The following is a 15,332-nucleotide window of genomic DNA, read 5'->3' as shown; positions in this document are numbered from 1 at the left end:
TATCATCCCTCAAAGGATGATAGCTGTTTTTATTAAGAATTAGAAATCAAAAATTCATATTGTAATTTATATTATGCTATTTTAAATAACAGTTTTGGTAATTTATCTAATCGTTGCACCTTCAGCTTTCAATGCATCTAAGATTGCTTCATGTACAGCGTTCACTTTATCATCTGTTAGTGTTTGTTCAGTGTCTAAATAAGCTAAACGTATTGCGATTGATTTTTCATCGTCTGCCATATGTTCACCTTCATAAACATCGAAAACCTCTGCATCTTGTAAAATATTGCCACCATGCTCATGAATCGTATCTACTAATTTGGCTGACGGTGTAGCTCGATTTACTACTAAAGCGATATCCCTTGAAACACCAGGGAACCTTGGGATTGGTTGATAGTTAATATACCCAACAGATACAGACATTAATTTATCATAGTTTAATTCAAATACATAGGTACGTTTTAAGTCATTATCTTTTTCAATTTTTGGATGCAATTCACCTACGAAACCTACAATATCTCCATTCAACTTAACATATGCTGTTCTACCTGGGTGTAGTCCATTTATTTCTCCTGCTTCATATTCAAATTGGATATCTAATTTTTCAGCTACTCTGTCAACCATACCTTTAGCAATGAAGAAATCAATTTCTTCTTTTTTACCTTGCCACTGATTAACTGTATAATCACCTGTTAAAATACCACTTAAATATTCTACTTCGTCTGGCAGTTCATCTTCACCATTGGCAAAGAAAACTCTGCCTAGTTCATATAAACGCACATGATTATTTTTGCGTGCAACATTATAAGTAACTGCATCAATTAAATGCGGAATCAAACTTTGTCGTAATGTTGCGTGCGCCTCACTCATAGGCATTAATAAGTCGATGGTTTCACGTTCTTGCAGTGCGAAATCTTTGGCTCTCTCTTTATCGACAAGCGAATAATTGATGGCTTGGTTTAAACCTGCACCCTCTAATGTTGCTTTCACTATTCTGGATTTAGCTTGTCTGTCCGTTAAAGCACCGTGTGTCACATGATTGAATACAGGTAATGTTGAAGGAATTTCATCATAGCCATATATACGTGCAATTTCTTCAATTAAATCTTCTTTAATTGAAATATCTTTACGACGTGAAGGGACCATAACTGTCAGAACATCTCCATTGCTCGTTGTAGCAAAACCTAATTGTACAAAAATGGCTTCAATGTCTTCAGCGCCAAGTTCAAATCCAATGGTTTGATTAACTTTTGTAACTGAAATATCGATTGGTGTCACAAAGTCTCCTAAATCACCTTGTGATACGCGTCCTTGTGTCACTGAACCACTTGCATAGGTTTGTAATAAATAACATGCCCTATCAACCGCTTCGTCTACAAATTCTGTTGCGATACCTTTTTCAAAACGACTCGATGCTTCACTTCTTAGATTTAATCGGCGTGAAGTGTGTCTGATTGATACTGGATCAAAGATTGCGCCTTCTATTACAACATCCTTCGTTGTTTCTGTGACTTCAGAGAAATCTCCACCCATTATACCAGCAATAGCTATAGGTGCTTCACCGTTCGTTATTACGATGTCATTCTCTTTTAGTTGACGTGTTTGAGCATCTAAGGTCGTCATTTTTTCATCTGCTTTAGCTTGTCGTACCGTGATTTGATTCGAACCAATTTGTTCTTGATCAAACATGTGTAATGGTTGGCCATATTCAATTAAAACGTAATTAGAAATATCGACAACATTATTAATTGGACGAATACCTGCTTTGATCAGACGCATTTGCATCCACTCTGGTGATGGTGCAATTGTGACATCTTTTACTACACGTACACTATAGTATGGTACCTTGCTTTCATTTTGAATTTCGACACTAATTTCATCTGCTGTTTGACCACTGATTTCTTTGCTCTGTGTTTCTGGTTTCGTCATTGGCACATTGTATAATGCAGCAGTCTCATATGCTGTACCAATCATACTTAACGCATCTGCTCTATTTGGAGTTAAATCAAATTCCATCACTTGATCATTTAGGTATAAAGCACTTAATGCATCTGTACCTGGTTTAACATCAGTTGAGAATACAAAAATACCATCTTCAAATTGTTTTGGTACCAAATTACTAGGCACACCAATTTCTTGTAATGAACAAATCATACCTTCAGAGCGCTCACCACGCAATTTAGCACGTTTGATTTTCACTCCTCCTGGTAATCGACCTCCAACTGTAGCGACGATGACAGTTTGACCAGCATCAACATTCGGGGCACCACAGACGATTTGTACAGGTTCCGCTTCTCCAATGTCAACTTGACATATATTAAGTTTATCTGCATCCGGATGTGCTGCTTTAGATTCAATATAACCAACGACAAGGTTTTTAATCTCTTTTGTATAATCTATAATATCATCTACTTCAATGCCGGTACGTGTAATACGTTCTGCAAGTACATTGATGGGTTGATTAATTTCTACATAAGACTCTAACCATTCTTTAGAAATAAACATTATTTTTCACCTCTGTCTTCTACTGCTTTAAATTGGCTTAAGAAACGCACATCATTTGTATAGAAATGACGTATATCTTCAATACCATATTTCAACATTGCAATTCGGTCAGGTCCCATACCAAACGCGAAGCCTGTGTATTTATTTGAATCGAAACCTGCCATTTCAAGTACATTTGGATGAACCATACCAGCACCTAGTATTTCTATCCACCCAGTGTGTTTACACACATTACAACCTTCACCTTTACATTTAAAACAAGATACATCTACTTCAACTGAAGGTTCAGTAAATGGGAAATAACTTGGACGTAATCGAATTTCTCTATCTTCACCAAATAATTGCTTAGCTAATAATTCTAAAGTCCCTTTTAAATCACTCATCTTGATATTTTCATCAACGACTAAGCCTTCAATTTGTGTGAATTGGTGACTATGTGTCGCATCATCTGAATCTCGACGATAAACTTTACCAGGGCACAAAATTTTAACTGGACCTTGACCTTTACGTGTTTCCATAGTTCTAGCTTGCACCGGCGATGTATGTGTACGCATTAAAATTTCATCAGTGATATAAAAACTATCTTGCATATCTCTCGCAGGATGTGATTTAGGTAAGTTTAATGCTTCAAAGTTATAATAATCTTGTTCAACTTCAAAACCATCAACGATTTCATAACCTAAACCTAAGAACAAATCTTCAATCTCTTCTATTGTTCTTGTCAGTGGATGTTTGGCGCCAATTGCTATTTTGCGACTAGGTAAGGTAACGTCAATTTTTTCTTCTGTCAATTGCTGTTCCAATTGTTCATTAGCCAATAATTCATGACGCACTTCAATTTCTTTTTCTATCGTTTGTCTCACTTCGTTCACTTGTTGACCATATGCAGGTTTTTCTTCATTTGGTAAATCCTTCATATGTTTCATTAATCCAGTTACTGAACCTTTTTTTCCTAAGTATTTAACTTTTACATCTTGTAACGCTTTTTCATTTTGAGCTTCATTTATATCAACTAACGCCTGTTGTTTAATCTCGGCCATTGCTTCTGTTTGTACCATACTTAGCCCTCCTACTCGTATTTTTTAAATAGTTATTTTCTAATTTTAAAATTGTACAAAAAAAGACTTCCATCCCTTGAAACTGGGACGAAAGCCTTCCGTGGTACCACCCAAATTTATGCCTTAGCATACACTTGTTGTCATTGATAACGGACATGATTTCCGACTTAAATTTCTTTAAGTAACCAAAAAGGTGAAAAAACTAACTACAGCGGATTATCTTTCAGTCATGGATAATCTCCCTTCTACTGCTGTATTCATTTAGTTTACGTCTTTTTATCGGTTAGTATTTTAAATATCATTAATTTCATTATATACGATATTTTACAGTAGGGTCAACCTTTCAAGTGATACATTACAATACTACCAGCAATTGCAACATTTAAACTTTCCGCTTTACCGTAAATTGGGATAGTTAAATTTTGTGTTGTTTGGCTAAGTAATTTGGTATTTACACCTTCTCCTTCATTGCCTAAAAGTAATGCAAACGTCTCTTGACTTGGTATTTCCTTATATTCTACTGCATCATCTAATGCTGTACCATAAACGTTGCCTTCGAAACCATTGATAAAGTCACTTAAGTCTGTAGTTAAGATCGGTATATGAAACACACTACCCTGACTTGCTCGCATAACCTTATCTTGATAAGGGTCTGCTGTTCCCTTTTCTAGAACGATTAAATCTAAACCTGCAGCATCTGCTGTACGAATCAGTGTACCTAGGTTTCCCGGGTCTTGTATACAATCTATCAGTAAAACCTGTTTCGCATTTGAAGTTTCATAGTGGGGTTTTTCAATAACCGCAAAGAATCCTTGCGGCGTCACAGTGCCTGATAATACCTCTGCCACTTTTAAGTTAATTTCAAATGCTTCATCAGCATAACTTAACATATCATCATTTATTCTATCCGTATCAACGACATATAACTGTTGAATGTTTATATTACTTTTATATGCTTCTTCTATAAGATGATATCCTTCTATTAGTGCAAGACCAGTTTTATCTCGTTCACGCTTTTTCTTCAATTTATTCGCATTTTTCACTTTATTATTTTGTGCCGAAGTTATTATTTCCATAACATAGCCTCTTTATATATTTATTTTCAACTTTTGAATAGGTGTGTAATGTTCGAACGTATGCCTTTGGTCAATTTGGACGGTTCACGCTTTTCGTTCACCATAATTTGATCACCCGTATAAGTTACTATATCACCTTTCACAGGCGCTGTAACATTCTGAAATTGAATTTTTAACGTTTGTGCAACTTGAATATTTTTATCCTTCATCACTTGAAAATGTATATGTGGTTCAGGTGTATTACCTGAATTACCAACATTTGCAATATGCTGTCCTCGCAACAGTGTATCTCCTTTTTCAATTTTAAAAGAATTTGCTTTGATATGTGCAATCATACTATATTCATTACGCGCATGTTTGATAATAATATAGTTACCTTCTGGATGTACAGTATTAATATCACCAGGTGTATTATCTGGTATACCATCAACAATTGCTTCTACCACACCATTTGCTGGCGCTACAATCGGCAATCCATAGCTATAATAATTTGCACATTCATTTGAATTACCTTTATATGTATAGCCATCTTTAATTTTCACTAAATCTAAAGCATGACGTTGTTGTTTAAATCGATAATGAAAATTAATTAATTCATTGTCTCCACCCCAATAAACAAGACACGATGTTTTTATAGGAATGGTGTATTGATATTTAGATTGTTTCACATTATGTTTATGGCTAATTGGCAACAATGACATACCTATAATTTCTTGGTATTTATTTAACGTAACGCTTGCTCCTGTAGCCATTTTATTATCAAACCAAATATATTCATCGTGTCGATTAATGTTCAGATGTCTGAATAAAACATTTTCACTTCTGAGTGTATTATATCGATTCAACAACTTCTCAAGTTCTTCAAAAGATGAGATATCTTGAAATGATTCGCTAAAATGATCATAAAGCCAGCGTGCATCGTTCTGCTCAATTTTATTTATAATTTTTTGTGCATTTATTATTTCCATACCTTTTTACACAACCTATCAGTTGAATATATAGCATCACTATCTCTAACATAAAAAATCGTTCAAAAATTATCAAGTGAATAATTAATGAACGATTAGATTAGGCTATTACTTAGCCTTTCAATTAAATGAAATTATTTTGATACAACGTCTTCGCCTTTGTATGAACCACAGTTCTTACATACGCGGTGAGATAATTTGTATTCTCCACAATTTGGGCATTCAGTCATACCAGGTACTGAAATTTTAAAATGCGTACGACGTTTATTTTTTCTTGTTTTTGACGTTCTTCTTTTTGGTACTGCCATGATAATCCTCCTTATATTCAAACACTAAATAGATATTTTCAGATTCAATAATCTATTATACTATAGATTATCTAAATCCGCTATTGCTCTTCGTCATATAATTGTTGTAGTTTTTGAAGCCTTGGATCGATTTGCTCTGATTCAGATGACGCTTTATCTTTCGCAATTTCGATCGCTTGTTCTTCGTCAATAACTTCCCAACCATTACCTTCTCGTAACATCTGATCGCTTTCTTTTGAAAAAACGCGCATTGGTTTTTCAATAATAACAAGTTCTTCAGCAATATCTTTTAGATTTATCATACCGTCTGTTGCGTCATGATAATGTTCATCATCGTCTACATCATCGTCAAACTGCTCGTATCCTTCTAAATCAAAAATTTCTTGAGACTTGATATCAATAGGAACTTCAACTGGAACTAAAGTACGTGCACAAGACATTGTATAAGTTCCAGTTATATGCATATCTGCAATGACTTCATTTGATTTGACGGTTAATTCACCCTCAACATCAATATCAGATAGATCTATTAAATCTAATGATTTTACTAAATGATCAAAATTAACCGTTTGATGGAATTCAAAAGGTTTATCTTGGAATTTTCTTAATTGTGTTATTGACCATTTCATATGGCTTCACCTCTAACAAGCACAAAATTTATTTTAACTTTATAGATATAAGTTGTCAAGATTTTTTCTTAACACAGTTACATCTGTTACAATATCTATAATGAATTCTGAAAGGAAGAATTGCAAATGAAAAGCGTTGCACTAGTCACTGAATATAATCCCTTCCACAATGGTCACTTATACCATGCACAGCAATCAAAGTCAATTACAGATTCTGAAATATCCATAGCCATCATGAGTGGAAACTTTGTGATGAGAGGGCAGCCCGCTATTTATAATAAATTTACACGCACTCGCATGGCGTTGAGTGCAGTTGATCTCGTCGTCGAGCTCCCAGCCTATGCATCGATATCTGCCGGTCAGTATTTTGCAGAAACAGCTGTGAAAATAGCAGATTATTTAAATGTTTCTCATTTATCATTTGGTAGTGAGTCTGGTGAAATTACAGATTTTTTATCATTAGCTGATCGCATTAGTGACGTGGAACAGTCTCCTCAATTTTTGGCAAAATCAAAAGAAGGCAAAAGTTTTCCCAGAATATTAAGTGAATTAGTTCCTGATAATGATTTACTTTCATCGCCTAATAATACGTTAGGCATATCTTATGTGAGGGCAATACAAAAATACGCGCCATCGATTCAGCCTTGGACTATTGCACGATCACAAAGCGCCCATCATGATGGTGAAATCTCAAATCAAAAATTTGCTAGTGGTACATCTATCCGAAAATCCTTACTGAACAAAAATGATCAGTGGAAGAAAGTCGTACCAAATACGATACAAAGTCATTATGAATCACCTCAAATATCTGTTGAGGATACATTTAACTATTTGAAATATGCAATTTTAACTCATGATGCGCTATCATTAAGTCAAATCTATACAATGAGTGAAGGCATTGAAAATAGAATACTTCAAAACATTTCACAAGCGACTAATTTTGAACATTTAATGACAATATTAAAAACGAAACGGTATACCTATACACATATACAACGTTTACTTATGAATATACTTTTAAATTTCAAAAAACAAAACAAACCTACATCCGTTCATGCTGTTCGAATATTAGGCATGTCCGAAAAAGGGCAACAATATATAAAACAACTTAAAAAATTATATCCAGATAAAAATTTCATAACACAAATTAACAAACAAACTGCTGATTTCTTTATTGATGAGATACATGCAACTCAAATTTACAATCTTATCTCAGGACAAACTGCAAATGACTTTAACACACCCGTTATACGTGCTTAAACAATCTATAGATGATTAGTCATAAGGGAGCGAGACAGAAATCTTTTTGATTTCGTTTTCTCTCCTCCACAAGGCTGATTAGGAATCTAAAAAATCATGCTACTTGTGCATTTAGATTTCAGTCAGCTACTGTGTATCCACTAACCAACAAGTTGGTAAGTCTCTTGGTTTACAATTGCTTTGCAATTGCATAAGGGAGCGAGACAGAAATCTTTTTGATTTCGTTTTCTCGCCCCCACAAGGTCGACTAGGAATCTAAAAAATCACGCTACTTGTGCATTTAGATTTCAGTCAGCTACTGTGTATCCACTAACCAACAAGTTGGTAAGTATTTTGGTTTACAATTGCTTTGCAATTGCATAAGAACCACTAACCAACAAGTTGGTAAGTGGTTCTTTATCATTTTTTAAATTTTTCGTTTAGTGCTTTTTCAACGTGGACGGGCACAAAGTCTGAAACGTTAGCTTTGTATGCTGCAACTTCTTTGACAACACTTGAACTAATAAACGAATAATTTGTACTTGTCATCATATACATTGTTTCAACATTGCTGTTTAATTTTTTATTCATTGATGTAAGTCTTAATTCATATTCGAAGTCACTCACAGCTCTCAATCCTCTTATAATCGTTTGTGCACCAATTTTGTCACAAAAATCAACTAACAATCCATTAAAATGATGAACTGTTACATTATTCAAATGTTTCACTGATTCTTCAATCAGTGCAATACGTTCCTCAATTGAAAACGTTCCTGACTTACCACTATTTTTTAAGACACAAATATGTAGCTCATCAAAACGATCCGCACTTCTATCTATAATATCAATGTGGCCGTATGTAATTGGATCGAAACTTCCTGGAATGACTGCTTTAGTTGTAGACATTTTAATCTCCTTTTTCTAATAACAAAGTGTCTGTCATGCCATAATGATAACGTTTTATCACATGGAATGGCTCAGTTTTTATTTTTTCATGATGTTTGAACTCACAAACGATAATACCATTTTCTTTTAATAAATTAAACTTTGCAACACCTTCTAACGCTTCATCAATCAACCCTTTTTCATATGGTGGATCTAAAAATATTACATCAAATTGTATTTCACGTTTAGCTAATGCCTTCAAAGCACGGTCAGCATTGTTCTTATAAACTTCAGCTTGTGTTTCAATACCAAGATTATTCAAATTCGCTTTAATTACTTTTACCGCTTTAAAATTCTGATCCACAAATATCATTTGTTCAATGCCACGAGATAAAGCTTCAATACCAAGCGCCCCACTACCTGCAAACAAATCTAAACCAATACCAGATACTTCATGCAGACTATTAAATATGCCTTCTTTCACTTTATCCATTGTGGGTCTAGTGTTACGCCCTTCTAAACTCTCAAGTGCTTTACTCTTATGTATACCGGAAATTACTCTCATGTGATTTACACTTCCATTCTCAAAATAATTTTTATATAATGCATATTGTAGACAAGGAGAGATATGATTCATGAAACAATCATTTATAAAACTCGGAGAAGGCCTTACAGATTTATTTGAATTCAATACGTTAATTGAATTCAACTATCAACGGATAGCCCACATTGTTTATTTTCATTCTTCAAAATATGAAAATCAACGTTCATCCGTTGCAATTATAATGGAACCTACTCGTGAACGCCATTTTCAGGCAATGTATATTATGATCAATGCGATTAAATATCCCTACCCTGATTCCAATAAAAAATTTGAACTCATAAACGATCAAGCTGCAAAATATCATGTTGATGTAAAAGCAATCGATGTCCAACCGCCAGATTTCTTTCCTGATAATGAATTGTACTTTAATTATTTAACGAGTGTCTTGCGCTTACAAAGGTGGATTCCGCCGTTGCAATAATGAAACAAATAAGCCACCGTAGTCAAATTTTGTACTATTGTGGCTTTTTAGAATTAATCATTATATTTAAATACTTGTATAGTTTAAAGTGCGTAATGCCATGAATTTTAAATTATATAAATTCATGTTGTTCTTTCTCATAGGTTTTTTTCAAATATTTATATGGAGAACCTTCAACATGTTTCACATATTTTAACCTCATTAATTTATCAACAATTTGGTCAGCTTCATTTTCATTAATATACATAACAACAAATCGTTCTTGTCTATTTGTATTTACGATATGACCAAATTTACGTACTTGTCTTTCATGCTTCATATGTTTTAAATATATAATTAAACTTGTTCTCGGTATCATATTCATTTATTTATCACTCCATTTATTAGCCATTATATAATATCACGACTTTTTCATTTTATAAATAACAATTATTTTGAAGTAACTTTAACTTTTGCTATATTACTCTATATACACAAAAATAAAGGAGGATGGCTCGTGGCAAAATTCAATAAAATGATTAAAGGTAGTTTTTTAGGTACAGTCGGCTTGGTTGGCAGTTTATTTTTTATTACTAAATATAAAGCGCAACCACGTAATCAAAGTATACCACCTTTCTTTTCTAAAAAAGCGCCATATATTTTCGCTCACCGAGGTGGTATGGCTGTCAGACCAGAGCATACCAAACTTGCCTTTGATAATGCAGTCACACATGATATAGATGGTTTTGAAATTGATGTAAGACTCACTAAAGATCATCAACTTGTAGTGTTTCATGACGCTACTGTCGACCGCACTACAAATGGGTCTGGTAAAGTAGCTGAACATACATTAGCAGAATTGAAACAACTAGACGCCGCCTTTCAATACATTGATATAAATGGCGTTAGGCCTTTCCGTGGACATAAAGATGCCAAAATACTTTCGTTTGATGAGCTATTAGAATTATATCCAAAGCAACTTATTAATGTTGATTTGAAAGATACGCCTGATAACATAGAAGGCCAATTAGCTCCAGAAATTATTTATAATCTCATTGTTGCGCAACAAGCCCAAAAGCGTATTCTAGTTACAAGTTTCCATGATAAACAAATTGAACGCTTTAATTTAATAAGTCAGGGCACTGTAGCTATTGGTGCAAGTCAAAAAGAAGTAGCTGAAGGCGTTTTAAAATTTTTCACAGGGCTTGGCCACACGTTTCAACCTAAAGCTAATACTTTTCAGATGCCCGTTTCTTTTAAAGGCATCAAATTAACATCACCAAGATTTATACAATGGTTAAATGAACGAAATATCATACCTGGCTATTATGGTATTAACAATCTAGATATGATGACTGATCTAATATTTTATGGCGCCCATACCTTGGTTACCGATAGACCAGATTTAGCACAAAGATTTAAACAAACGCATCGTAAATAACATTGAGAACAGCAACATTTTTTTGAAGTGAAATTTACTTTTACAATAACTCATTTTAAAACCATACTCATATTGATATAAAGTAAGTTATTTTATAGCAAAAGGGAGTGGGACTGAAATCTTATTATATTAAAAAGATTTCCTCGTCTCACCCCGGCAAGTATGATAGAAGGCTGGGACGTATTAATTATGTCCCAGCCTCTTTGATTAGATCATTTTTAACGTCTTATAATGAACAACTGCATGAACCGCCAGTCGCACAGCCACCTGTTTCCTTTTGGAAAAACGGGTTACCCGCTTCGATCTTTACATTTTCAGATACTGCATATGCAATCTTCACAATGACCTGATCAATGAGTTCTTGTAATGCAACTTCTTTTTGTTTATAATCCATCACTACATCAAGCATCTCATAAGCACGTTTACGTTTACGCGTATCTAACATCACACTTTGATAATCAGGATGATATTTCCCAAACCGCATAATCTCATCGTATTTATCTTTAGATTTCAAAAAAGATTGATATAGTAGATGTGCTTCATCATCATCTGCCAATGCTTGTTCAGCTGCTTTATACGCCTTATATAATCGAGATTCCAATATTTTATCACTAAGTGTTTCGATTTCATCAAGCACTGATAAAGTTTCTTCTGTAATCATCGCTATCAATCACCTTTCTATTTATCTTCTACAAAAATGAGTGTGTAATAACCGTTAGTTACCTCACCACCCATTTCATTATATTTCGAATTGAGCATTCTTGATCTATGAATATCAGAGTTTAACCAACTATGTATTAACGTTGGCACATCGTTAAAATCATATCCTACATTTTGACTTGTAGATAAAAATGGTATGTCTTGATCATTTAGCTGTTGTTTTAAAGCATCTTCAGTAAACTCCACGCTATCAGTACCTGTTGCTTCATACAAGTTAAATGATGCGATGTGAGCTATATCGTTATTTACAGTAAGCGGCTTAGCATCTTTTAGCTTTCTCATCTCGTTGGTAATTTCATATAAAGTCATTAATTGATTAGCATTTTGTTCGTAAGGTAAATCATCGTGATTACTTTGAACTTCTTTGTCTCCTTTAGAGCTTAACATTTGATACGGTTTAAATGCTGCCAATGCTTCATTGTCTAAAAATCGAACAGCCACAATTTCATTGGACTGTTGATCAATATAAACCTGCGCATAAACATCTTTGAATTTTATAAGTGTTTGCGTCTTCATATCTGAATCAGATAATTCTAATTCATATTGCTTACCGTCAACTTTAATTGTCGGTTCAGGATTAATACTGTATTTTTCAAATACATGTGATGCATTATCAGAAATTTTTAATGGGTTTACCTTTGCTGCTTTGCCCGTTGCATACACTGATCTAATAATATTATGTTTTGTAGTAACAAGATAATATTGGTTATGTTTTTTAAAAATGTAATTTTTAAAATCACCTTTATATGAATAAACCCTTTCAGCTTGTCCATACGTATCTGTAAGTTTTTTAAGATTTTGACCTACCCAGGTCCCTATACCTTCTTTGGGCATAGAATTTTCAACTGATTCCTCATTCGTATTGGGCACTTTATTTTGAGTTGTCTTTGTCGCATCTTTATTGGGATTTTCCAGAACATCAAACTTTAATCGAGGTGAGTAAAAAAGATAAATCAAGAAACATATTAATAACAACACACCTATAATTTTAATTATTAATTTTTTCATCGCTCACCCACCTATTATTCTCTTTCATTTATTGTACATGTTTCAATATATCACAAGCAAGGCATGTCGTTACAATTTTAAGTGTATATGGTTAAATATGACATGCAATATTCATCTTCATACTTTTTCTAAACCTTAGTCATACACAACTTAATTTTGGGTATAGTAATAATAGAGGTGAAAATGAATGTCAATGATACGTATACACGGTGCAAATCAAAATAATTTAAAAAATATTTCTGTTGATATACCCAAACATCAAATAACTGTATTCACGGGGCGTTCTGGCTCAGGTAAATCTTCATTAGTATTTAATACGATTGCGGCTGAGTCTGAACGTCTCTTAAATGAAACTTATTCAACATACATACAGCATCAATTAGCTCAATTTTCAAAGCCAAATGTCGACTTAATAGAGCATTTACCAGTTGCAATGATTATAAATCAAAAAAGGTTAGGAGGAAATTCGCGCTCAACGGTTGGTACAATCTCTGATATTTACGCATCAGTTAGATTACTTTGGTCACGAATTGGTGAACCCTTTGTTGGATACTCTGATATATTTTCTTTCAACAATCCTAAAGGTATGTGCGAAACGTGCTCAGGACTTGGCTATGTTGAAGATATTGATTTAAATGAGTTATTAGATTTTAATAAATCACTCAATGAAGATGCCATTCGTTTCCCATCTTTCAGGCCCGATAGTTGGCGAGGTAAACGTTACTTATATTCTGGTTTGTTTGATAATGATAAAAAGTTAAAAGACTATACTAAAGAAGAACTAGATACGTTGCTATATACCAAACCAACTAAAATAAAGCATCCACCAGATAACTGGCCTAGAACTGCAAAGTTTGAGGGGCTTATCCATAGATTTAGACGTTCATTTTTATTAAATGACAACTTTGAGAAAAATAAATTCAGAGATGCAATTGATAGAGTGGTAACTTCTAAAAAATGTCCAGATTGTCATGGTAAAAGACTTAACCCTTCTGTCTTAACATGTAAAATTAATAACTTAGATATTGCTGATTTCACAAATTTATCCATCGATGATGCTTTAAAATTCATAGCAGACATTGATTCACCAAAGGCAAATGTCATTATTGAGCCGTTACAACAACAATTAGAAGCTCTGAGTTATATTGGATTAAATTACTTAACTTTATCCCGAGAAACGACCACTTTATCAGGTGGTGAATCACAAAGAATTAAATTAATTAGACATTTAAACAGTGCTTTAAGTGATTTGGTATATATCATTGATGAACCAAGTATTGGCCTCCATCCAGATGATATCCAACGAATCAATGAAATCATTCAATCTTTGAAAGATAAAGGAAATACTGTGTTAGTTGTTGAACATGACCCAGACGTTATCAAAATAGCTGACCACATTATAGATTTAGGACCATTAGCTGGTAAACATGGTGGTGAAATTACTTTTACTGGTACTTATAATGATTTATTAAACTCGGACACACATACTGGAGATGCATTAGGTCGAACACATCACTTGAAATCACCTAATTTAAGCGATTTAAATTATATGCACTTATCACATATTTCATGTAATAATATTAAAGATGTTTCTGTAAAAATCCCTCAACATGCAATGACTGTCGTTACTGGTGTTGCAGGATCTGGTAAAAGTTCATTGGTTCATTCAGGTTTAAAGCAAGTAGAAGATACTATTTTTATAAATCAAAAACCTGCACATGCTTCGAGCCGTTCTAATTTACTTACTTATTTAAACATATTTGATGATGTACGGTCTTATTTTAGTGAAGCAACCGGCCTAAAAAAATCATTATTCAGTTACAATTCTGAAGGGGCATGCCCCGAATGTCATGGTAAGGGAATCATCAAAACAGAATTAGCCTTTATGCCAGATTTCACACAAATATGTGATATTTGTCATGGTAAACGATACAATCCAGAAGTATTGGATGCTAAAATAGATGGTTTGAATATAGCAGATATATTAGCTTTAACCGTTGATGAATCAATCACTTTTTTCAAAAAAAATGATTTTATCGCTCAACCACTCCAAGCACTGAAATCTACGGGTTTAAACTATATGACTTTAGGACAGACCTTGGATACATTATCGGGTGGTGAGATACAAAGAGTCAAATTAAGTAAATACTTAACTAAAACTGTGCAGCATCATACCTTTGTTTTTGATGAACCTACTACGGGTTTACATGAAGACGATATTCCTATATTAATGGATTGTTTTAAGCGTCTCATTGAAGCACACAACACTGTAATTATAATAGAACACAATCTAACGATGATGACACATGCCGATTGGCTTATTGATATTGGACCTTTTGCTGGTGAAAAAGGTGGGAAATTACTTTATCAAGGCGAACCACGTGGCTTATTAAAGGTAAAATCGTCCATCACTGCAAAATATTTAAAAAGATATGTGTCGTCTTCATCTTAACCTATACTTTATAAACTAAAAGGTGAGCAATCTTTATAA

General features: G+C 33.7%; 15 protein-coding genes. 4 read left to right on the top strand and 11 right to left on the bottom strand.

All coding sequences use genetic code 11. The features are described 5' to 3' along the window. Positions 1-102: 102 nt before the first annotated feature. The 6 genes from pheT to BTJ66_RS01880 form a co-directional block, all read right to left on the bottom strand. On the bottom strand, positions 103-2,505 hold the full coding sequence (gene pheT, locus BTJ66_RS01905) for a phenylalanine--tRNA ligase subunit beta (protein WP_099089308.1): 2,403 nt from the start codon (positions 2,503-2,505) through the stop codon (positions 103-105). Then, positions 2,505-3,563: a phenylalanine--tRNA ligase subunit alpha gene (pheS, locus tag BTJ66_RS01900; protein ID WP_099089307.1), complete on the bottom strand. Its 1,059-nt coding sequence runs from the start codon at positions 3,561-3,563 to the stop codon at positions 2,505-2,507. The genes pheT and pheS overlap by 1 nt, the downstream gene beginning before the upstream one ends. Positions 3,564-3,898: 335 nt before the next feature. Next, positions 3,899-4,639 (bottom strand): TrmH family RNA methyltransferase, encoded by a 741-nt coding sequence (locus BTJ66_RS01895; RefSeq protein WP_099089306.1) that lies wholly within the window; start codon positions 4,637-4,639, stop codon positions 3,899-3,901. A 26-nt stretch (positions 4,640-4,665) separates the two neighbouring features. Then, positions 4,666-5,607 carry a M23 family metallopeptidase gene (locus BTJ66_RS01890; RefSeq protein WP_099089305.1) on the bottom strand — a complete coding sequence of 314 codons (942 nt, stop codon included), beginning with the start codon at positions 5,605-5,607 and terminating at the stop codon, positions 4,666-4,668. Between the two features lie 134 nt (positions 5,608-5,741). Next, positions 5,742-5,915 carry a 50S ribosomal protein L32 gene (rpmF, locus tag BTJ66_RS01885; protein ID WP_011303391.1) on the bottom strand — a complete coding sequence of 58 codons (174 nt, stop codon included), beginning with the start codon at positions 5,913-5,915 and terminating at the stop codon, positions 5,742-5,744. 80 nt (positions 5,916-5,995) lie between these two features. After that, a complete protein-coding gene (locus tag BTJ66_RS01880; RefSeq protein ID WP_099089304.1) occupies positions 5,996-6,544 on the bottom strand; it encodes a YceD family protein in 549 nt (182 codons plus the stop codon). A gap of 126 nt (positions 6,545-6,670) precedes the next feature. On the opposite strand from BTJ66_RS01880, the gene BTJ66_RS01875 reads away from it, so the two are divergent. Then, positions 6,671-7,804, top strand: a complete 1,134-nt coding sequence (locus BTJ66_RS01875; RefSeq protein ID WP_099089303.1) for a nucleotidyltransferase — start codon at positions 6,671-6,673, stop codon at positions 7,802-7,804. A gap of 399 nt (positions 7,805-8,203) precedes the next feature. On the opposite strand, the gene coaD is transcribed toward BTJ66_RS01875, so the two are convergent. Both coaD and rsmD read right to left on the bottom strand, forming a co-directional pair. Continuing rightward, complete coding sequence (coaD, locus tag BTJ66_RS01870; RefSeq protein ID WP_099089302.1) at positions 8,204-8,689, bottom strand: pantetheine-phosphate adenylyltransferase; 486 nt, start codon at positions 8,687-8,689, stop codon at positions 8,204-8,206. Between the two features lies 1 nt (position 8,690). Beyond that, a complete protein-coding gene (gene rsmD / locus BTJ66_RS01865; protein WP_099089301.1) occupies positions 8,691-9,233 on the bottom strand; it encodes a 16S rRNA (guanine(966)-N(2))-methyltransferase RsmD in 543 nt (180 codons plus the stop codon). Between the two features lie 70 nt (positions 9,234-9,303). On the opposite strand from rsmD, the gene BTJ66_RS01860 reads away from it, so the two are divergent. Further along, positions 9,304-9,693, top strand: coding sequence for a DUF7147 family protein (locus tag BTJ66_RS01860; protein WP_099089300.1), 390 nt, complete (start codon positions 9,304-9,306; stop codon positions 9,691-9,693). A gap of 112 nt (positions 9,694-9,805) precedes the next feature. Here the strand turns inward: BTJ66_RS01860 and BTJ66_RS01855 are convergent, their stop codons facing one another. Further along, positions 9,806-10,057: a YlbG family protein gene (locus tag BTJ66_RS01855; protein WP_099089299.1), complete on the bottom strand. Its 252-nt coding sequence runs from the start codon at positions 10,055-10,057 to the stop codon at positions 9,806-9,808. A gap of 132 nt (positions 10,058-10,189) precedes the next feature. On the opposite strand from BTJ66_RS01855, the gene BTJ66_RS01850 reads away from it, so the two are divergent. Further along, the gene (locus tag BTJ66_RS01850) at positions 10,190-11,113 is read left to right on the top strand and encodes a glycerophosphodiester phosphodiesterase family protein (RefSeq protein WP_099089298.1); all 924 of its coding nucleotides are present in this window, start codon (positions 10,190-10,192) and stop codon (positions 11,111-11,113) included. 226 nt (positions 11,114-11,339) lie between these two features. Here BTJ66_RS01850 and BTJ66_RS01845 read toward each other — a convergent pair whose 3' ends face one another. Further along, entirely contained in the window at positions 11,340-11,774 is a 435-nt protein-coding gene (locus BTJ66_RS01845; RefSeq protein WP_099089297.1) for a YlbF/YmcA family competence regulator, read from the bottom strand. 17 nt (positions 11,775-11,791) lie between these two features. Further along, positions 11,792-12,841, bottom strand: coding sequence for a CAP-associated domain-containing protein (locus BTJ66_RS01840; RefSeq protein ID WP_099089296.1), 1,050 nt, complete (start codon positions 12,839-12,841; stop codon positions 11,792-11,794). Between the two features lie 187 nt (positions 12,842-13,028). Here BTJ66_RS01840 and BTJ66_RS01835 point away from each other — a divergent pair, with 187 nt between their 5' ends. Continuing rightward, entirely contained in the window at positions 13,029-15,293 is a 2,265-nt protein-coding gene (locus BTJ66_RS01835) for an ATP-binding cassette domain-containing protein (RefSeq protein ID WP_099089295.1), read from the top strand. Positions 15,294-15,332 lie beyond the last annotated feature (39 nt).

The sequence above is a fragment of the Staphylococcus edaphicus genome (assembly GCF_002614725.1).
Lineage (GTDB): Bacteria > Bacillota > Bacilli > Staphylococcales > Staphylococcaceae > Staphylococcus > Staphylococcus edaphicus.
This window is presented reverse-complemented; position numbering and strand designations above follow the sequence as displayed.